This is a genomic window from Undibacterium sp. CY21W (assembly GCF_014284265.1).
In the GTDB taxonomy this organism is placed as follows: Bacteria; Pseudomonadota; Gammaproteobacteria; order Burkholderiales; family Burkholderiaceae_D; genus Undibacterium; species Undibacterium aquatile.
Window position 1 is genome coordinate 211,757 of the sequence record NZ_JACOGE010000006.1, and the last position, 19,392, is coordinate 231,148.

The following is a 19,392-nucleotide window of genomic DNA, read 5'->3' on the forward strand; positions in this document are numbered from 1 at the left end:
AAAAAAATTCATGGCAACACATAACCACACACGTATGAATTAATTAAATATTTTCCTTCAGCAGTCGCAGTAATGCCGCCGTATCGAGTCGCGCAGCAACATCGCCCTCGTCCAGCAGACTGTCTGCCAGATCACGTTTTTCCGCATGCAAGGCGATGATTTTTTCTTCTATCGTGTTTTGTGTCACCAAACGATAAATCGTGACCGGTCTTTGTTGTCCCATGCGATGTGCGCGATCAGAGGCCTGATCCTCGACCGCCGGATTCCACCACGGGTCGAGATGAATCACGTAATCGGCAGCGGTCAGATTCAGCCCTGTGCCGCCCGCCTTCAGGCTGATCAGGAACACATCACCGTCACCCGCTTGAAATGCGTCAACGCGCTTTTTGCGTTCAGTCGCAGGCGTGCTGCCATCAAGATACTGATAACGTATGCCTTTTTTATCGAGACTCTCGCGCACGATCGCCAGATGATCGACAAACTGGCTGAACACCAGCGCCTTGTGGCGGTTGTCCAGCAACTCATCGATGGTTTCTTCAAAGACCGCCAGCTTACTGCCGCTGATCGTGGAATTTTTTAATACCAGTTGCGGGTGGCAGCAAAAACGGCGCAATTTAGTAATCTCTGCCAGCACTTTCAGCGATTGCCCTTCTTCCGCACTGAGCGACGCAATTTTATCCATCGCTTCCTGACGCAAAGCTTCGTACAAATGGCACTCTTCATCACTCAGCTCGACTTGCAAGGTGATCTCGGTACGTGGCGGTAACTCTGTCAGCACCTGGGTTTTGGTACGCCGTAAAATAAACGGCTGTATCAGCTTTTTCAGATGCTGACGTGCGGGCTTATCACCGCGCTCAATCGGCGTACTGAATTTATCGGTAAAACGCTCTTTGGAGCCAAGCAAGCCGGGATTGATAAACCGGAACAGATTCCACAATTCACCCAGATGATTTTCTACCGGCGTGCCGCTGGCGATCATTTTAAAATCTGCCGTTAATGCCATCGCTGCCTGACTGCGCTTGGTTGCGGCATTTTTGATGACTTGCGCTTCATCCAGCACCACACTGTGCCAATGTTGCGCGGCAAATGCCTCGGCATCCGACTGCAACATGCCATAACTGGCAATGACCAGATCGAAAGACCCGAGATCCGCCAGTGTACGATGGCTGTGATACGCACGCACCTTCAGCGTCGGCGCAAAGCGCATGACTTCTGACTGCCAGTTCATCGCCACCGAAATCGGTGCCACCACCAGCGCTGGCCCACCCGGCGCTCTATCCAATAACAGCGCCAGCGTCTGTACCGTTTTCCCCAACCCCATATCGTCCGCCAGACAAGCACCGACACCCCAGTGCGCGAGTCGCGCGAGCCACTGATAACCGGCCAGCTGATAATCACGTAATTCCGCCTGCAGCGTAGAAGGAACCTGCGGGTAAAAATCGGCCAGCGCATCGAGCTTACTCACTTGCTCACGCCACGCCGCATCGACTTCTATTTCGCCAGCTTCAGCAGCCAGTTCCGCCAACGCAGGTGCCGCCAGCGCGTTCAGGCGTATGCCGTCGGCACCGGCTTCGCCTAATGCGCGCAATTCATCGAGTCGTTTGCGAAAGCTGTCGGTCAATGCCAGATAATCATTCTCACCTAATTGTAGGAAACGTCCGCGCGCTGATCCTGCCATTTGCAGCAATTCACGCAGCGCCAGCACCCGCCCATCATCCAGCGATAACTCGCCGCCAGCGACAAACCACTCGCCTTGCTTTTTGATCGTCAGGCGTAAATTCTGCAACGAACGGCTACCTCGCAGACGGAAACGTTCGCCCTCAGGCCAGACCAGTTGCAGTCTATCGGCTGGAACTGCGCGCAATTGCTCCAGCAATTCCAGACATTGTTCAGGATGCTGCAACTGCCATTCCTGCCCGCTTTCTTCAGCATTCGCCAGCGCGGGACACGCATCGAGCACGAATTGCATCTGGCGTTGCTCTTGTTGCAGATCGCGACTCGCCTGCACCGGCACGCCCGCCTGCTCGCCAAGCACGTTGGCCGCGCCTTTGCCCGGTTGAAACCAACCGCCGTCAGCCAGAGGCCGCATAAGCAGTTGCACGCGCAAGCCTTCTTGTAAGGGCAGCAAATGCGCAAACATGGTCTGATCTGCCGCCAGCGTCGCGATATGCGCAGCCAGCTCAGGCAAATCGGAATGAATAGACAGATGCGGCGCAATCGCGGCAATCACATCGACTAACTGCGCTTTGGCAGTGACCGGCACGGTCAGGCCGCGACCGAGGATACCGGTGATTTGTTTAATTTCCGGGCTCGAGGTGTACACGGCCAGACGAGTTGGCGTTTCTTTTTTCCACACCACGCTCGCATCGGCGCTGATGAATGGTTCCAGTTGCAAGCTGATCTGGTCGCCGTTCTCTTTCAGTTGCAATGCGATATCGCCTTTAACGACATCAATGCGTACATCCGGCGCGTCGGCCCAGTACACGGCAGGATGCGCAACCAGAAACGGCAGCGCTTTATCGATATTGATTTCAAATTCACTGCCGCCGTAATAGCTGTCCGATGCGCGGCGTATGCAGGCAGCAATCTGTTTATCCTGTTCAGAAAGATAAGACAAACTATCCAGCTCTTGCACCAGCCGCCGCAATGCGACCGGCCGCCCTTTACTCCAGACGCCTTTGGCGCTGCGCCTTTGCTCACGCGGCTCGATTTTCAGCTCCTGAAAATGAAATTCCAGTAACCATGCAAGACGCATTTCTTCTTCTTTTTTTTCGACAGCAGCAGTGCTGGCTGGCTTGAGTTGCGACAGCGCATTCAGCGCCCTCTTCCACCCTTCTTCCCGCTGTAAAGCGAGTAACAAGGGCTGGATATTTTTTTTATGATGCCATTCGGGGAATTGCGGCACTTCTTTAAACTGATGCGCCAGCAATACATCGAGTTCCGCCGCCACCCACTGATAACCGAAGCGAACCATGGTCTCACGCATCTCCTGCAGCTTTGCGTGCAAGCGAGGATGCGGTGGTGCATCTTGCCAGTACGCGCAGATTGCCTCAAACAAGGCGTCGATATCATGTGCAGTACGAACATTAAAATGCGACACCGGCAACACGACGCCTTGCGCCATGTGATTCGTCAGCGGCTGTAAAACGTAGTAGCTGAACGCATGGCGCTGTTTCACGCCCTCATCCACCTGCGCTTTCGCCAGTTGCAAACTGCTGGTCTCATTCTTTGCCAGCATCGCGATCGTACTCAACAAACCAAGTAAATCGGGAATAAAAATTTTCCGCTTACCGCTGCTGACTTTTTGCATCTGCGCATGGGTTTGCGCCAGCCCCACTGCGATAGTCATTTTGTTTTGCAAGACCGCCATCGCAATCAGCATTTCCCCCTGAAATTGCGGCGGCAAATGCCGCTGTAACTGTGCGAGACGGTCAAAGTCTCCGCGCAATAAGGCTTGCCACGCAACGAGCCCCATCAATTGCGGCCAGCTATTCGACTCCTGATCCATCTGCTGACAAGCGTATTCGTACGCCAGACGGCAATCGAGTAATTCCCAGTTGGCTTTGACAAAAATATCCGTCAGCACCATGCCCTGATCAATCGGCCGGAGTTGCGAAAATAAACGGATACCATCTTCATGCTGGAAAAATTCAGCGCCAGGAATAAGCGCGTGATCGTTTTTCACACTGAGAAATTTTTCACGCCACAACAAGGCTTCATCGGTTCTGCCGAGCAGCACGGAAAACAGCATTTCACGACTGTAAAATTCAGCATCGTAGGATTTCCAATGCTGATATTCGCCGTGCTTTTTCAATAAATCACGAATCTGGCTGATCCACAATTTCATGCCGCCGGTCTGCTGCAAACGCAGCAATACCGGCATGCGCCAGTCATCACGCAAGATATAACCCAGGCCGATTTCCTGCCGCAAAACCTGACGCTTGCACAAATCCAGCATCAGATCTTTGAGCAGTTTTGCATCGTAGGGATTACCCATCAGGGTTTTCGCGCCGCGTAGCTGCATTAACTCCAGCGCTTTGGTCTGACTCAGCGGCGCAGTATATAAAGCCGTGGCATATACGATGGGCAACTCGTCGTCGGTGAGGCGGTCAAACAAATCCATAGAGAAGTCAATAAGCTGAAATGAAGGGTAAGAAAAATTTGCAGACATGCGCGGCATCTGTGTTTTATCACGTTTCCAATGGAAGATCACGCAGATAGATCAATGTGACGATAGCCACTTTTTTAATGGGCGTTTGCGAAAAATACACAGGCGGTAAGCAATGCAAACAACAACAGCCAATGCAACACCAGCATCAGAAAAAACCAGCGCAGAAACGGTCGCTTCATCGACTTGTGGCGTAAAAATTTGTGCGCCAGCAGCGCCCCCGGCCAGCCACCGATCAGGCTCAGCAACAGTAAATTTTTCTCCGGGACGCGTGATCTGCGTTGAATCGCCGCTTGTTTGTCGTAAAAATAAACCAGAAAACACAGCAGACTGAGCAGCAGATAGTAAGTCAGCGTCAGCGCAAGTATGAGTAGATAGGACACAGGCTATGTGCGAAAAGAGAAACCACGCCATCCAGCGGCTAAAAAAAATACTCCCCCGGAGTATCTAAAAACCCCCTTTGTTTATAAGGACATAAGGGGATTTTTACGAAAAACAGGGGGGAGTATCCGAATTTTTCCTCAATACTGCTTTAATACTGCGTCAATAATGACGCAATTTTTCGCTTACAACATTTTCGCCAGCAAGGCCTTTTCGTATTTCGCATCGAGCGGAATGCGCACAGTATGACCTGCACCGCCAATGATGTTCAGCGATTGATTTTCTTTGTTACGCATTTCTGACAGCGTCACGATTTCGTTACCATTCGGTGAAATGATTTCGATCTGATCGCCAACAGCGAAACGGTTTTTCACTTCCACTTCCGCCCAGCCATCGGCGACGTTCAACACCTGACCAACATACTGGCTACGATGTGCCTGCGACACGCCTTCCATATAGTTCTGATGATCCTGCGTGTGATGACGCTGATAGAAACCGTCGGTATAACCGCGATTCGCCAGACCATTCAACTCGCCCAGCAATTGCGGGTTAAACGGACGGCCAGCCACCGCATCATCAATCGCACGACGATACACCTGTGCAGTACGTGCGACGTAATACAGCGACTTGGTACGACCTTCAACTTTTAAAGAATCAACGCCGATTTTCGCCAGACGCTCAACGTGTTCAACGGCGCGCAAGTCTTTCGAATTCATAATGTAAGTGCCGTGCTCATCTTCCAGAATTGGCATGAGCTGACCTGGTTTGGTCGATTCTTCGATCAGGTAAGGACGGTCTGCCAGCGGGTGACGCGGCATGTCGCCCATCGCTGAGAACGATTGATTCGCATCTTCCAGCGCCTTGTTGAAGTCAAATTTAATCGTTTCCACCGGAATCCGCGCAAGATCGCCAGTTTCGTTTTCAGCGGCGTTTTCAACCTTGTAATCCCAGCGGCAGGAATTGGTACAAGTGCCCTGATTCGGATCGCGGTGATTGAAATAACCAGACAATAAGCAGCGACCGGAGTAGGCAATACACAGCGCGCCATGCACGAACACTTCGAGCTCCATGTCCGGGCATTCCTGACGAATTTCCTCGACTTCATCGAGCGATAATTCACGTGACAGAATCACGCGGGTCAGTCCCATTTTTTTCCAGAATTTCACGTCGGCCCAGTTAACCGCGTTCGCCTGCACCGACAGATGCACTGGCACTTCCGGCCATTTTTCGCGCACCATCATGATCAGACCAGGATCGGCCATAATCAGCGCATCCGGTTTCATCGCGATCACCGGCTCCATGTCGCGCAGATAGGTTTTGAGCTTGGAGTTATGCGGAAAAATATTGCTGGCAACAAAAAACAATTTGCCACGCGCATGGGCATCGCTGATGCCTTGCTGCAAGACTTCCAGCGTAGAAAATTCATTATTCCGCGCACGCAGACTGTAACGTGGCTGACCGGCATACACCGCATCGGCACCGAAGTCGAACGCAGCATGCATTTTTTCCAGCGAACCAGCTGGCAAGAGAAGTTCAGGAGCTTTTAACATAGCAGGGCCATCCGAAAAGAAAATGTTCGCGACTGATGATCGCACAAAATGATCATACAAAATATTCGTACAAAAACAATCGCACTAAAATAATCACACTAAGAAATATACCAATAAGCTGACACAAATACCGTGTACCGGAGACCTGATCAGGATGAACTCTCGCGCATCGATGCCAGTTCATTCAACACCAGCGCAATCAACACGATAACGCCGCCGGTGATCGTTGCCTGCGCAGGCACTTCGCCCGCGCCCAGCCACGCCCAGATCGGTGCCAGTAATACTTCCAGCAAACACAGCAAAGAAATTTCTGGCGCAGTCAGGCTAGCAGAGGCTCTGACCATCAACATGCATGGCAAACCCAGCTGAAAGAATCCCAAAATCGCAAGCAATACCACATCATGCAACGATGCCTGCAATGGCAACGCAAACGGCAGCATCACCAGCGCGGAAATAGAACCGCCAAGAAATACTGCGGGAATCAGATCAACGGTATGGCCGCCTTTTTTCAGCAAGATCACATTCACTGAGGCCGCCACTGGTACGCCGAGTGCAATCAGCATGCCGAGCAAGCCGCGCGAATCGACCTCCGACAAACTGCCCGCAAACATCCATCCCATGCCGATGCAAGCCGCTGCAATCGCCCACCATGTGCGCGCCGGAATCCGTTCGCGCAATATCAGCCAGGCCAGAAATGCGGTAAATAAAGGCGCGAGGCTTTCCATAATCGAGGTATTCGCCACCGTCGTCATGGTCATCGCGATCATGAAACAGGAATACATGGTCGCCCACATACAACCGGATAAAAATCCCAGCCTACCAAGCAAACGCAGGCGGGGAACAAATCCACGGCCATATTGCTTCACCATCGCCACCAGCACGAATAAGCCGGCAAACAAACTGCGCCAGAAGGTGACCTCAAATCCTTTTGCCGAATCCAGATGCCGCGTAAAGACACCCGCAATGCTCCACAAAGTGGCGGTCACAATCATTAGAATCACCGCGCCACGGTGGCTTAGCTTGTTTGGCATTCCCTACCTGCTTATCAATATATTCAGCCATGCACCAGTCATGATGTATGGCTTTCGCCACCCTGCGAATCAACGTTGGGCGGCACTATCTGCTCAACAAAAAACCCGTTTGACTCCCACCTGAGGCAAGAGCGAAACGGGTTGATCTTCATGCGCCACAGCGCATGAATACCTCAGCAATTACGCTTCGCGTGATGCTTTTTTACGCTCGTGCTCTTTCAGGAAACGCTTGCGCAAACGGATACTCTTCGGTGTAACTTCCACCAGTTCGTCATCTTCAATAAACTCAACCGCATATTCCAGAGACATTTGAATTGGTGGCACCAGGCGCACCGCCTCATCCGTACCGGAGGAACGAACGTTGGTCAGCTGTTTACCTTTGATCGGGTTAACCACGAGGTCATTGTCACGGGAATGGATACCGATGATCATGCCTTCGTACACTGGATCGTTATGGCTGACGAACATACGGCCGCGATCTTGCAGTTTCCAGATCGCATAAGCAACAGCAGCGCCGTCATCCTGAGAAATCAACACGCCATTGCGACGACCAGCCAATTCGCCTTTGGTGTTATCCACTGGTGCGTAGTCATCAAACACGTGACTCATCAAACCTGTACCACGTGTCAATGTCATGAATTCGCCCTGGAAGCCGATCAGACCACGTGCTGGAATGCGGTATTCCAGACGCACACGACCTTTACCGTCCGGTTCCATATTTTGCAGATCGCCACGACGACGACCCAATTCTTCCATCACGCCACCCTGGTTCGTTTCTTCAACGTCAACGGTCAGGTTTTCGTATGGCTCATGACGTACGCCATCGACCATTTTGAATACGACGCGTGGACGGGATACGGCCAGCTCGAAACCTTCACGACGCATGTTTTCGATCAGAATCGTCAGATGCAACTCACCACGACCAGAAACTTCGTATGTGGAATCATCACCTTCAGCCTGCACAACGCGCAACGCCATGTTCGATTTCAATTCCTTTTCCAGACGATCGCGGATCTGACGGGTAGTCACGAATTTACCTTCGCGGCCAGCCAGCGGCGAGCTGTTGACCATGAAGTTCATCGTCAAAGTAGGCTCATCGATCTTCAGCATAGGCAAGCCTTCTGGCGCATCTGGCGCGCAGATAGTCGAACCGATACCGATTTCTTCGATACCATTGATCAGCACGATATCGCCAGCCAGTGCTTCATCCACTTGTACGCGATCCAGACCTTTGAAAGTCAGAACCTGGTTGATACGTGCCTTCGTTGGCTTGTCATCAGGACCGTTCATCCAGACGACGTCTTGCAATGCTTTGACTTTACCGCGCAGGATACGGCCAACGCCGATCTTACCAACGTAAGAAGAATATTCCAGCGACGTGATTTGCAATTGCAACGGGCCATTCGGATCATCTTCACGCGCAGGAACGTGTTTCAGGATCGCATCAAACAATGGCTCCATATTACCGTCACGCACTGTGTCTTCCAGACCCGCATAACCTTTGAAACCGGATGCATAGACAATCGGGAAATCCAGTTGTTCGTCAGTTGCACCGAGCTTGTCGAACAATTCGAAAGTCGCGTTAACTGCTTTTTGCGGATCAGCATTTTCACGGTCGATCTTGTTCACAACGACGATAGGTTTCAGACCCAGCGCAAGTGCTTTACGTGTCACAAAACGTGTTTGTGGCATTGGGCCTTCTTGCGCATCCACCAGCAACAAAACGCTGTCAACCATGGACAATACACGTTCCACTTCACCACCAAAGTCAGCATGGCCCGGGGTATCAACGATGTTGATGTGCGTGCCTTTGTATTCCACTGCGCAGTTTTTGGACAGAATCGTGATACCACGTTCTTTTTCGATATCATTCGAATCCATCACGCGGGAATCGACCTGTTGGTTTTCGCGGAAAGTACCGGATTGACGCAATAATTGGTCAACCAGTGTGGTTTTGCCGTGATCGACGTGAGCGATAATGGCGATGTTACGAATAGCGCGTTTTGTAGTGGACATGGTAACGTTCATTTGGGGTAAATCGGATAACCGACGATTATAACATGCTGCAACGCAAAAGCATAAAACGCCTATTATTTCAAGGAGTTGCTACAAAGCGATGACAACGGAAATGATGATAGGCACTTCAGGCATCCATCACGCCTGCCACACAACATCATCAGATCATTCCTTTGTGCGGATAAATATTATTCCTGCGTATTAATCAGGCGCTCCGGTGCAAGAATACCGAATTCCTGTAGCTGAGCAGAACCCAGTAATTTCCCGTCAGTATCCCGATACACGCGGACTCTGCCAGTCATTTGCGGCAGCTTAACGGCTTCTTTGCCAAGCGCCAGCCGTTGTCCATGCAGAAAACGTACGGCTAATTCTTCATTCAAATGCACTGCAGGAAAACTGGATAGCAAAGCATCCACCGGATCAAGCAAAGCCAGTCGCTGTTCTTCAGGCAGAGACTCCAGATAGTCCAGCGTAATGGATTTTTCTAATACCAGATGACCGACCTGAATCCGGCGCAATTCTTTCAGATGCGCACCGCATCCGAGCGCAGCGCCGATATCCTCACCCAGTACGCGGACATACGTCCCTTTGCTGCACTTCACTTTCAGGCTGAGCAACGGAGCATCATAGCCAAGAAATTCCAACTCATGAATTACCACATTGCGCGCTTCACGTTCCAGTGTGACGCCCGCCCGCGCATACTCATACAAAGGCTTGCCATCACGCTTCAGTGCCGAATACATAGGAGGAACCTGCACAATCGGGCCTGTGAATTGTGTCAACACCTGCCGTATCCGCTCTTCCGTGACATCAACGCTTTTCGTCTCAAGCACATCGCCTTCAGTATCACCGGTCGTGGTAGTAATGCCAAGATGCACAACTGTCGTATACGTTTTATCCGCTTCCAGCAAATCCTGCGAAAATTTGGTCGCTTCACCAAAACACAAAGGCAGTAAGCCGGTTGCAAATGGATCCAGCGTGCCCGTGTGACCGGCTTTCATCGCATTCAGAAAGCGCTTTGCTTTTATCAATGCGTCATTACTGGAAAAGCCAACCGGTTTATCCAATAGCAAGACGCCGTGCACAGGAACACGGGGACGTTTTTTAATCTGAGTTGTCATAAGCCTGGAAAACCAGAGTGAACTCCGGTCAGAGATCAGTTTTCGCCGTCGTCTTTAGCGCGAGTGGCATTTGCTTCATCAATCAGCTTAGACATGGCCATGCCACGTATTGTTGAGGTGTCGTGGATGAAGTGCAATTGCGGCAGAGTGTGGATATGCAAACGCAAGCCCAATTGGGCCCGCAGGAAACCAGCGGCACGTGTCAGCGCATCATTGGTTGCTTTGATTGCGACAGCATCATCCGCCAAGGTCGTGAAGAAAATTTTTGCGTGTGCGTAATCGGGCGTGAGCTGCACTTCCGTCAGCGTGATCATGCCGACGCGCGGGTCTTTTAACTCAGACCAGATAATTTCAGCCAGATCTTTCTGAATCTGATCAGCAACGCGCAAACCACGTCCCGGTATATTTTTACTATGTTTTGCCATAAATTATTTTTTTGCCTCTATAAACTACAACCCCGGCCTGGGCCGGGGTTGGCTTGAATTACAGAGTACGTGCAATTTCCTGTACTTCAAATATTTCTAGGTTATCGCCAACCTGAATGTCGTTATAGCCTTTCAGCGACAAACCACACTCCATACCGGCGCGAACTTCTTTAGCGTCATCTTTGTAACGTTTCAGGGAATCCAGCTCACCAGTCCAGGTCACGACATTGTTACGCAACAGACGAACTGACGATGTACGCTTGACCACACCATCAGTGACCAGACAGCCTGCGATAGCGCCGACTTTGCTGACCAGGAATACCTGTTTAACTTCAACCATACCGATGATCTGCTCGCGTTTTTCCGGAGCCAGCATGCCAGACAAGGCCGCTTTCACTTCATCGACTGCATCGTAAATGATGTTGTAGTAGCGAATATCTACACCATTCGACTCGGCCAGCTTACGTGCAGACGCATCAGCACGGGTATTAAAGCCAATAATAACGGCCTTAGAGGCAACCGCCAGATTAACGTCATTTTCAGAGATGCCGCCAACTGCCGCGTGTACAACCTGTACACGCACTTCGCTGGTAGACAATTTCTGCAAAGACTGAACCAGAGCTTCCTGCGAACCTTGTACGTCGGTTTTGACGATGATAGGCAGGTTTTTAACTTCGCCCTCGCCCATGTTTTCAAACATGTTTTCGAGTTTAGCTGCCTGCTGTTTAGCAAGTTTGACATCACGGAATTTACCTTGACGGAACAAAGCAATTTCACGTGCTTTACGTTCATCAACCATCACCATGACTTCTTCACCCGCTGCCGGCACCTCTGTCAAACCCTGAATCTCTACAGGAATCGACGGGCCAGCTTCGGTAATGTTGGCGCCATTCTCATCCAACATCGCACGGACGCGGCCATAAGAAGAACCTGCCAGCACCACATCGCCACGCTTCAGAGTACCGGACTGCACCAGAATAGTAGCAACCGTACCGCGACCTTTATCCAGACGTGCTTCAACAACCAAACCTTTGGCTGGCGCATCTTTCGGTGCTTTCAACTCCAGCACTTCCGCTTGCAGCAAAACGTTTTCCAGCAGTGAGTCTATGCCCAGACCGGTTTTTGCGGACACCTGAACGAATGGTGAATCGCCACCGTATTCTTCTGGAACGACGCTTTCAGCGATCAGTTCCTGAGTCACGCGATCTGCATTGCCACCCGGTTTATCAATTTTATTGATAGCAACCACGAGTGGCACGCCAGCCGCTTTTGCATGTGCAATCGCTTCTTTTGTTTGCGGCATCACGCCATCATCAGCCGCCACCACCAGAATCACGATATCGGTCGCTTGTGCACCACGTGCACGCATCGCAGTAAATGCTTCATGGCCCGGCGTGTCGAGGAAAGTGATCATGCCACGCGGTGTTTCAACGTGGTAGGCGCCAATGTGCTGCGTAATACCACCAGCTTCGCCAGACGCCACTTTGGCGCGACGAATATAATCCAGCAACGATGTTTTACCGTGATCAACGTGACCCATTACCGTCACTACCGGCGCGCGCGGGAAGGATTCGTACTCGGCGTGTTCTGCAACGTCCGTCAACAGAGCTTCCGGATCATCGAGTTTTGCAGCGAATGCTTTATGCCCCATCTCCTCAACCAGAATCATTGCTGTTTCCTGATCGAGCACCTGGTTAATCGTGCACATCTGACCTAATTTCATCAAATGTTTGATGACTTCAGATGCCTTCACGGACATCTTGTGCGCTAACTCCGCCACTGTCAGTGTTTCAGGTACAAACACATCTTTCACAATCGCTTCGACCGGTACCTGGAAGTTCGATTCACGCTCTTCATGATGACTGTTACGGCGTCCTTTAGGACCGCCTTTCCAGCCGTCGCGACCACCGGAGGTATCACCGCGGGTTTTCAGACCACCGCTACGTTTTTTAGAATCTTCCTGCCAGGTCGAAGATACATTCGCGGATTTAATCGCTTTCTTATCACCAACAGCCGGTTTTTTCTCGTCTTTCTTGTCTGCACTTGCCGCAACTGGCTTTTTATCGCCGGCTTTTTTATCGGCAGGCTTATGCAAAGTACCTTCAGCCTTAGGGGCAACTGCAGGCGCAGGTGGTGCAGCCTTCACAGGCCGACGCGCTGCATTCATCATTTCTTTGATCTGCGCAACTTCGTCAGCCACTGCTTTTCTTGCTTTTTCTGTTGCTGCTGCACGATCAGCCGCCTCTTTTGCTTCTAAGGCAGTTTTTTTCTTTGCTTCTTCTGCGTCCAAACGTTTTTTCTCTTCATCTGACTGGGAAGGCTTCACTTCCACAGTTTTTGCTGCTGCAGCAGCTGCCGCCGCTTGCTCTGCCTTCAATTGATCTGCCGCCGCTTTTGCCGCTTCAGCTTCAGCCGCTTCACGCATTGCTTTTGCCTGCGCTTCTTTTTCGGCTTCCAGCTTAGCAAGTCGCTCCTGCTTTTCACGCAGCTCAGCTTCTTGTCGTGCAATCAACTCAGCCTCGCGGCGCGCATCTTCCTCGCTGACCGCTGGCTCTTCAGGCTCTGCTGCTACAGTCCGCGCCGCCGCGTCATCCGCGACCACTTCATCGCGTTTGACGAACGTACGCTTCTTACGAACTTCAACCTGAATGGTGCGAGATTTGCCTGTAGCATCCGCCTGCTTAATCTCCGTTGTCTCTTTACGAGTCACAGTGATTTTTTTCTTTTCAATGTCAACCGAAGATCCATGCGAACGACGCAAATGTTCCAGCAATCGGTCTTTATCTTCTTTTGTCAATGAATCTGACGTCGAATTTTTTTCGACACCTGCCCCACGCAATTGCGTGAGCAACAAATCCGCTGACATTTTCAGCTCGGTGGCAAATTGGGCAACGTTGTTACTCGCCATTCAGTCCTCTTTTTCTATGTGCGCGTTATGAATATGAAACCCGTGAATTACTTTGCTTCTACGAGTTTCCAGGCATTGGCTAACAAAGCCTTGGCCTGATCATCATATTTAGCGTCGATGAGTTTCATCTCATCATCGGTCACATCTTCAAATGCTTCTTTAATTAAATGGCGTGAACGGTCGGCAGACAATGCCAAAATCGCGCCAAATTCGTCGTATGCCAAACCAGCAAAAGCTGCCAGTGTCTTGATGCCAGCCAGTCCCAGCTTGCCAGCGGTCACACGTGTCATGCCTTCGAGGTTGATCAGTTCATCATCCATGCCTTCCAGGCCTTCTTCAGAAGCGATCGCTTCCGTCAAAAGCGCATCACGTGCACGGTTACGCAATTCAGTAACCGTATCTTCGTCAAATGCCTCAATTTCCAGCATTTCAGTGATAGGCACATAAGCGATCTCTTCCAGACTGGAGAATCCTTCTTCCACCAGAATTTCAGCAACTTCCTGATCAACATCCAGTTTTTCCATGAACAAAGCACGGATACCGGCAGTTTCCTGCTCTGCTTTGTTGGCAGATTCTTCTGCTGTCATGATATTAATTTGCCAGCCAGTCAATTCAGCTGCGAGACGTACATTCTGACCGCTACGGCCTATGGCAATCGCAAGATTTTCTTCGTCAACCACCACATCCATACCATGCTTATCTTCGTCCACCATGATGGACGACACATTCGCCGGTGCCAATGCACCGATGACAAATTGAGCTGGATCTTCGGACCACAACACGATATCAACGCGCTCGCCGCCGAGCTCACCAGTCACAGCCTGCACGCGGGAACCACGCATACCAACGCAGGTACCAATAGGATCAATACGTTTATCGGCAGTATAAACAGCGATTTTCGCGCGAACACCTGGGTCGCGAGCTGCAGACTTGATTACCAGAGAACCCTGTTCAATTTCGGGCACTTCCAGCTCAAACAATTTCATGATGAATTCGGGTGCTGTACGGGATAAGATCACCTGTGGTCCGCGAGCATTACGATCAATACGCAAAATATATGCACGGACACGATCACCAACACGCAGATTTTCCTTAGGAATCATCTGATCGCGTGGCAGGCGAGCCTCAATTTTACCAGACTCGACCACCGCGTCACCACGCTCCATACGTTTAATCGTACCGGTAACAAGAGAATCGCCGCGCTCAAGGAAGTCCGCCAGAATTTGTTCACGCTCAGCATCACGAATGCGCTGCAATACCACTTGCTTGGTATCTTGTGCAAAACGGCGCCCGAAATCAACAGACTCGATTTCTTCTTCGATATAGTCACCAATCTGAATTTCGGCGTCATCTTCGACCGCTTCGAAATGCAGAATCTCCTGATCTGGCAGCTGCAAGCCAGCCTCATCAGGAACCACATGCCAGCGGCGGAACGAGCGAAACTCACCAGTGTCGCGATCAATTTCAACGCGAATATCTACTTCACCTGGAAAACGCTTTTTTGTCGCTTGCGCCAAAGCATGCTCGAGCGCGCCGAAAACAACTTCTTCATCGACATTTTTTTCGCGTGCCAGCACATCAACCAATAACAACAAATCACGACTCATGCTTTGCGACTCCTAAAATCCACTTGTGGCACCAGGTGTGCCTTATCCACATCGGCGAGCGAAAACTCCAGCAGAGCCGACCCATCTTTTACTTCAAATTCCAGCTTCAGATTATCACCTTCAGGCTCATGTAATATGCCTTCGAAAGTTTTACGGTTTGGCGTACCGGGCAAAGGCATACGTAATTTTACTGTCGCTTTTTCACCCGCAAAACGCACATAATCCGCAAGTTTCTTCAGCGGCCTGTCGAGGCCTGGCGAAGACACTTCCAGACGATTGTAATTAACATTTTCAACCGTCAACACATGCGACAATTGATGACTGACTTTCTCACAATCTTCGACTGTGATATTGCCCTTCTCAATGTCGTCCGGTAAAAAATCGATGTACACTCTGAACAAGCCACGTTCAGCCTGCTCAAAATCCACCAGATCATATCCAGTGCCGTTGACAGTCTTCTCTATTAAATCCAACAAAACCAAACTATTCTCCGAAAGTCACAAACCTGTACACATACGAAAACTCAGGCATATCAAACGATAAGACCAAAAAAAAATGGGCAACTGCCCATCTTTTTTTGTAGCACCCGAGTCAAACAACATATCAGGCATAATCTACTAACTGCCAGATTATAAACGATTATTTACCCCATCGCAATGGAAAACAGGGTAAAACCACGACAATTCATACCACAAAATCAAGCACCACGTGAACGTCTGCGCGCCGCAATCCCTTGTCCTATCGCCTGCCCACTTCCTCTGGCTGTCGGCCCGCGTCGTTGCTGACCAGCATCAGGGAATCCCAGCGCTGTTTGCAGTGGATCAGGTTGTCTGCTGCGTTTATTGCCAGCACCTCCGCCACCATTTCCGTAGTTGCCAGCACCGCCAGACTTATTACCATTTGCGCTGCCGCCACGACCAGCGCCATATTCACCACGCCCGCCAGACATAGGGAAAGACGGTTGCTTTTGCGTAAAAGGTGTTACACCAAACGGCACTTTATTGCCATAGGTTTTGCCACTTTTTGCCGCAGGCTTATCAGAAGCCGTTTTTTCGAGCCCGCTTAATTTCAGCAGACTACGCACCGCATCCTCACCCAACTCCTCCCACCGACCACGCTTCAGATTAGCAGGCAATGTCATCGCACCATAACGAGTACGAATCAGACGTGAAACAGTCAGCCCAACCGCCTCAAACATACGCCGCACCTCACGATTACGACCCTCACCAATAATCACCCGATACCACTTATTCACCCCCTCACCACCACCATCAGTGATTTTGGAGAATTGCGCCAAGCCATCTTCCAGCTCAACACCTGCCAGCAAACGCTGACGCATACCCTCTTCCAACTCACCCAGGGTACGCACGGCGTATTCGCGCTCGATACCATAACGAGGATGCATCAGACGGTTCGCCAGATCACCAGAGGTTGTAAATAACAACAACCCTTCCGTGTTGTAATCCAGGCGACCGACCGCCAACCACTTACCAACCTTCATCGTCGGCAGACTTTCAAATACCGAATTGCGCCCCTCTGGATCATTCGTACTGACAATTTCACCGGCAGGCTTATGGTAAATCAGGACGCGCGGCGGCTTTTTACTCACTTTGCGCATAATCGGCTTACCATTGATACGCACCTGATCTGTTGGCAAAATTCGCTGACCGATATGCGCGGGCTCGCCATTAACTGAAACACGCCCGGCAACAATCAGATCCTCCATATCGCGACGCGAACCAAGACCCGCCTCCGCCAACACCTTGTGCAACTTCGGCGCATCATCATCCGCAGTCAAGTCGCGACGCACAGGCTTAGCGTTGCGCCCCCGGCCCTTCGTTTTATCATCCTCAGTGACATCCGCATCAAACGCTTCAGAAGTGACGAATGAAAATACATCATCCGGAGTCGCAGCATCACGCCGGCCACCTTTCGCCTGCTGTGGACGACGCCCATTACCGCGCACACCTGCACCGGCAGAACCAGCTTCACGCGGAGGACGTTCAGCGCGCGAAGACGACTGCCCACCATCAGGACGATCGGCGCGCGGCTTGCGCTGACGATTCTGATTCGACGTACGAGCCGGACGTTCACCAGCGTCAGGCGTAGCAGCGCCAAACTCAGCACCTCCAGATCCAGTCGCATCGACCGGCACAGCAACATCAGACTTGGCACGCGTTCTGCGCATATTGCGAGGACCGCGCACGCCACGCTTCACTTGCTTCCCATTATCAGCATCGCTTTGCGTCTGATCGGCTTTCACATCTTCAGGATTCATTGGATTCATTCTTTAATTCTATTTGAGGCTGCTGAAGCTGATCAGCACCCGGCTCCATATCTGGCACCGACTCTTCGGCAGCCTGATCACTTAATTTCCCAACAGCAGAAAGCTCAACATCAACGACGTCGCCATCAACTTCCCGCTCAGACGCAATCTCATCAGAAGAGGACTGCGTCAAACTTAAACTCTCTTGCACACCTGCGCTCAACTGATCCGCAAGACCACTCAATACAGGTTCAGCCACAGATAACTCAACAGAGTCCTCCGACGCATCCTTGGTAATTTGCTGCAAAGGTGGCAACTGATCCAGCGAGGCCAGACCAAGATCACTTAAAAACTGCTTGGTCGTTGCGAACAATGCTGGTCGCCCCGGAACGTCGCGATGACCAATCACCTCAATCCAACAACGATCTTCCAGAGCCTTGATCATTTGCGAAGCAACAGTCACGCCGCGAATTTCCTCGATATCCCCCCTCGTCACAGGTTGGCGATAAGCGATAATGGCCAGGGTTTCCATCGTTGCTCTGGAATATTTTGGCGGCTTTTCAGGATTAAGGCGATCGATATAGGCGCGCATTTCAGGGCGACTCTGAAAACGCCAGCCATTCGACAGACCGACCAGCTCTATGCCTTTATCCGACCAATCGAGACGCAAATCTTCCAGCATCGATTTAATGGTGTCAGCACCAACCACGTCACCTTGATCGTCAGTTTCCTGAAACAGCTTCTTCATAGAATTCACCGTCAGCGGCTCAAGCGCGCATAACAAGGCTGTTTCGAGGACTCGCTTTGCCTCAGCAGTATTCATGCAAATATAATTACACGGGTTTAATAGATGTCATACAGCAGGACGAAGCATGAACAAACCAGCTTCAACCCACACCTTTATGCATTTAATTTTGTCGCAACCCATTCAGGTGTCGACGCCCATCAAGCGGGCCAGATCAGGGTGTATTTTCAGGACGCAAATCTGCACGCCCAACCCATCAAATTAGTAGATGCTAGATTGTAGTCCAGATTCAGGAAGACAATCAAAAATAAATCATCGTTCAAAGTAAAAAAAGCCACGTAATAACGCGGCTTTTTTTTGTAATTCTGGTTGCGGGGGCAGGATTTGAACCTACGACCTTCGGGTTATGAGCCCGACGAGCTGCCAGACTGCTCCACCCCGCGTCTGAAGAGATAGACTATACACGTTTTTGCTGCTTTGCGCAAATCTTTCGCCATGCGATTTCAATTACCGGCCAAAGCACGCCAAACGCGCGACGAATTGATACACTGCTGAAATTGCTTAATTTTTTCGCCATTCACCATGAAATTCTGTTCCGACTGCGCGGCCCCCGTCGAGCTGAAGATACCCGCTGACGATACCCGTGAACGTTTCGTCTGCACGTCTTGCGGCGCTATTCACTATCAAAACCCCAAGATGGTCGTTGGCTCAATTCCGGTATGGGAAGAGAACGGTGAATTAAAAATCCTGCTGTGCAAACGGGCGATTGCGCCGCGCTATGGCTATTGGACCTTACCGGCCGGATTCATGGAAAACAATGAAACCACCGCTCAGGCCGCACAAAGAGAAACTGAGGAAGAGGCCGGTGCCAATATCCAGTTGCATGACTTATTTTCTATTCTGAATGTGCCGCACGTGCATCAGGTGCACCTGTTTTATCGTGCCACTTTACTCGATCTGAATTATGCGGCTGGGGTTGAAAGTCTAGCCGTGCAACTGTTTTCTGAAAAAGAAATTCCCTGGGATGACATTGCCTTTCCCACCATCAGTTACACCCTGAAATTTTTCTTTGAAAACTATCGCCGCGCGCAGAAGGGCGAATGTTATCGGCTCTATGCTCATGACATCTTTAAACCTATGCAGCAAGAAGGCTGAACAATAAACCGGGATAAAA

At 50.8% G+C, this 19,392-nt stretch carries 13 protein-coding genes and 1 tRNA gene; 1 reads left to right on the forward strand and 13 read right to left on the reverse strand.

The window, feature by feature from the left end; all coding sequences use genetic code 11:
- Positions 1-43 precede the first annotated feature (43 nt).
- The 13 genes from H8K29_RS14915 to H8K29_RS14975 form a co-directional block, all read right to left on the reverse strand.
- Positions 44-4,171 carry a DEAD/DEAH box helicase gene (locus tag H8K29_RS14915; RefSeq protein ID WP_222611497.1) on the reverse strand — a complete coding sequence of 1,376 codons (4,128 nt, stop codon included), beginning with the start codon at positions 4,169-4,171 and terminating at the stop codon, positions 44-46.
- Positions 4,172-4,245: 74 nt separating this feature from the next.
- Positions 4,246-4,551: a DUF1294 domain-containing protein gene (locus tag H8K29_RS14920; protein ID WP_186898218.1), complete on the reverse strand. Its 306-nt coding sequence runs from the start codon at positions 4,549-4,551 to the stop codon at positions 4,246-4,248.
- Between the two features lie 183 nt (positions 4,552-4,734).
- Complete coding sequence (gene yegQ / locus H8K29_RS14925) at positions 4,735-6,099, reverse strand: tRNA 5-hydroxyuridine modification protein YegQ (RefSeq protein WP_186885709.1); 1,365 nt, start codon at positions 6,097-6,099, stop codon at positions 4,735-4,737.
- A gap of 149 nt (positions 6,100-6,248) precedes the next feature.
- The gene (locus H8K29_RS14930) at positions 6,249-7,130 is read right to left on the reverse strand and encodes a DMT family transporter (RefSeq protein WP_186898219.1); all 882 of its coding nucleotides are present in this window, start codon (positions 7,128-7,130) and stop codon (positions 6,249-6,251) included.
- A 180-nt stretch (positions 7,131-7,310) separates the two neighbouring features.
- A complete protein-coding gene (gene typA / locus H8K29_RS14935; protein ID WP_186885707.1) occupies positions 7,311-9,146 on the reverse strand; it encodes a translational GTPase TypA in 1,836 nt (611 codons plus the stop codon).
- A gap of 188 nt (positions 9,147-9,334) precedes the next feature.
- A complete protein-coding gene (gene truB, locus H8K29_RS14940) occupies positions 9,335-10,267 on the reverse strand; it encodes a tRNA pseudouridine(55) synthase TruB (RefSeq protein WP_186898220.1) in 933 nt (310 codons plus the stop codon).
- A 35-nt stretch (positions 10,268-10,302) separates the two neighbouring features.
- Positions 10,303-10,692: a 30S ribosome-binding factor RbfA gene (gene rbfA / locus H8K29_RS14945; RefSeq protein ID WP_186885705.1), complete on the reverse strand. Its 390-nt coding sequence runs from the start codon at positions 10,690-10,692 to the stop codon at positions 10,303-10,305.
- A 58-nt stretch (positions 10,693-10,750) separates the two neighbouring features.
- Positions 10,751-13,600, reverse strand: coding sequence for a translation initiation factor IF-2 (gene infB, locus H8K29_RS14950; RefSeq protein ID WP_186898221.1), 2,850 nt, complete (start codon positions 13,598-13,600; stop codon positions 10,751-10,753).
- A gap of 47 nt (positions 13,601-13,647) precedes the next feature.
- Positions 13,648-15,207 (reverse strand): transcription termination factor NusA, encoded by a 1,560-nt coding sequence (gene nusA / locus H8K29_RS14955; RefSeq protein WP_186885703.1) that lies wholly within the window; start codon positions 15,205-15,207, stop codon positions 13,648-13,650.
- Complete coding sequence (gene rimP, locus H8K29_RS14960) at positions 15,204-15,689, reverse strand: ribosome maturation factor RimP (protein ID WP_186885702.1); 486 nt, start codon at positions 15,687-15,689, stop codon at positions 15,204-15,206. Before rimP ends, nusA begins: the two co-directional genes overlap by 4 nt.
- Before the next feature lie 215 nt (positions 15,690-15,904).
- Positions 15,905-17,494 carry a pseudouridine synthase gene (locus H8K29_RS14965; protein ID WP_186898222.1) on the reverse strand — a complete coding sequence of 530 codons (1,590 nt, stop codon included), beginning with the start codon at positions 17,492-17,494 and terminating at the stop codon, positions 15,905-15,907.
- Positions 17,475-18,296 (reverse strand): SMC-Scp complex subunit ScpB, encoded by an 822-nt coding sequence (scpB, locus tag H8K29_RS14970; protein ID WP_186898223.1) that lies wholly within the window; start codon positions 18,294-18,296, stop codon positions 17,475-17,477. Before scpB ends, H8K29_RS14965 begins: the two co-directional genes overlap by 20 nt.
- A gap of 288 nt (positions 18,297-18,584) precedes the next feature.
- Positions 18,585-18,661 (reverse strand) — tRNA-Met (locus H8K29_RS14975).
- A gap of 139 nt (positions 18,662-18,800) precedes the next feature.
- Between H8K29_RS14975 and H8K29_RS14980 the strand changes: the two genes are divergently transcribed.
- Positions 18,801-19,373, forward strand: a complete 573-nt coding sequence (locus tag H8K29_RS14980; protein WP_186898224.1) for an NUDIX hydrolase — start codon at positions 18,801-18,803, stop codon at positions 19,371-19,373.
- The last annotated feature ends 19 nt before the right edge of the window (positions 19,374-19,392 follow it).

Excerpts from the sequence above, each read along its gene's own strand:
- H8K29_RS14915 (WP_222611497.1), bottom strand. The coding sequence starts at position 4,171 with ATGTCTGCAAATTTTTCTTACCCTTCATTTCAGCTTATTGACTTCTCT.
- yegQ (WP_186885709.1), bottom strand. The coding sequence starts at position 6,099 with ATGTTAAAAGCTCCTGAACTTCTCTTGCCAGCTGGTTCGCTGGAAAAA.
- H8K29_RS14930 (WP_186898219.1), bottom strand. The coding sequence starts at position 7,130 with ATGCCAAACAAGCTAAGCCACCGTGGCGCGGTGATTCTAATGATTGTG.
- typA (WP_186885707.1), bottom strand. The coding sequence starts at position 9,146 with ATGTCCACTACAAAACGCGCTATTCGTAACATCGCCATTATCGCTCAC.
- truB (WP_186898220.1), bottom strand. The coding sequence starts at position 10,267 with ATGACAACTCAGATTAAAAAACGTCCCCGTGTTCCTGTGCACGGCGTC.
- rbfA (WP_186885705.1), bottom strand. The coding sequence starts at position 10,692 with ATGGCAAAACATAGTAAAAATATACCGGGACGTGGTTTGCGCGTTGCT.
- infB (WP_186898221.1), bottom strand. The coding sequence starts at position 13,600 with ATGGCGAGTAACAACGTTGCCCAATTTGCCACCGAGCTGAAAATGTCA.
- nusA (WP_186885703.1), bottom strand. The coding sequence starts at position 15,207 with ATGAGTCGTGATTTGTTGTTATTGGTTGATGTGCTGGCACGCGAAAAA.
- H8K29_RS14965 (WP_186898222.1), bottom strand. The coding sequence starts at position 17,494 with ATGAATCCAATGAATCCTGAAGATGTGAAAGCCGATCAGACGCAAAGC.
- scpB (WP_186898223.1), bottom strand. The coding sequence starts at position 18,296 with ATGAATACTGCTGAGGCAAAGCGAGTCCTCGAAACAGCCTTGTTATGC.
- H8K29_RS14980 (WP_186898224.1), top strand. The coding sequence starts at position 18,801 with ATGAAATTCTGTTCCGACTGCGCGGCCCCCGTCGAGCTGAAGATACCC.